Below are 1256 nucleotides of genomic sequence, written 5' to 3'. Positions count from 1 at the left end.
GAATTATTTCATTCTCTATAATTTTTCGGGTTAATAGACAATAAGGATCCTTCCAAACTGGAGATATTGATTTAGTATTGTTAATTAGATTTATTGATTTAATTGGAGAAACAACAATATCTGCATTAAATTTTTTAGCTGTTTTAATTAATTCACAGTACATCATTGGTTCTATAGTATCGTCTGGATCAACAAATGCTATATACTTTCCTTTAGCAATATTTAATCCTGCATTCCTCGCAGAAGAAACTCCACCATTTTTTTTATGAATTACCTTTATCCTTGTATCAATCTGTGCATAATAATTACATAATTCTCCGCATGAATCAGTTGATCCATCATTAACAAGTATAACTTCAAAATTTTTCAATGTTTGTTCCAATATTGAATCAATACAACTTTGTAAAAAATTCTCTACATTATATATAGGGACAATAATACTTATTTCTGGTTCCACATTTTTTCCCCCAAAAAGGTATTAAAATGGCTAAAAAATATAACAACTTTCTTAAAAATTTGGTATTTGATTAAAGGGTTCTTATTAGTTGTTTCTTAATTGTAATAGTGAAAGAGTTTTAGCCGATATTCTATCCATTTTCCATAGCAAATGATTCCTTCTTTCAAATTTATGTCCATCGACTACAATTAACCAATTATTGTCACCTAACTTTAATTGATCGATTGTGTGCATCCCATCACTATTCCAATCATTTTCCTTCTTAGTTCCTGATAATACTAAATTAATTTGTTCCTCTTCATAATCATTTTCGGTTAACTTAGTAATTTTAAATACATTTACTGCACTGCCATAATTCGGGTACCCATCTTGTGTATATCTATAAATTTTTCCATTTTCTACAATAACTCTGCCTCCTGGCCTGGTGATCCTTTTGTTATTTGTAATTAAAGGGCTCATCGGATGTTCCATCCAATCTTTTTCTAGTTTTTCCGAAAAAAATAAATGTAATTTCCCACTTTTCGCTGCAAACATCCACCACTTGTTATTAAATCTAAAAATACTTGAATCAACATAACTGCCAGTTACCAATTCACTGGCTAACGTCCATTCATACGGAAAGTTTTTGGCCTTATACAATAAAATTTTATTTTCTTCACAAGTCTCAGGTATCATATAAAACTCCCCATTAAACTCAAAAACATATGGGTAGGAAAGGTGGAACTCTTCCTTTAAAACTACTTTGTCATATTTCCAGTTTTGTCCGTCTTCACTTATGGCAAGACCAATAATTCCTTTT

Annotated in this window: 2 protein-coding genes; both read right to left on the bottom strand. The window is 30.2% G+C overall.

Translation table 11 applies throughout. The annotated features are described in order from the left end of the window. Positions 1-457: glycosyltransferase (locus V7112_RS23775; RefSeq protein WP_335424455.1), on the bottom strand; the 457-nt coding region annotated here is incomplete at its 3' end. 84 nt (positions 458-541) lie between these two features. Then, positions 542-1256 (bottom strand): glucosamine inositolphosphorylceramide transferase family protein (locus tag V7112_RS23770; protein ID WP_438823947.1); only part of this gene is annotated, 715 nt, incomplete at its 5' end.

Source organism: Bacillus sp. JJ1566, from assembly GCF_036962685.1.
Lineage (GTDB): Bacteria > Bacillota > Bacilli > Bacillales > Bacillaceae_L > Ferdinandcohnia.
Note: the sequence above shows the minus strand (reverse complement) of the source record. Positions and strands in the feature narration are given on the sequence as shown.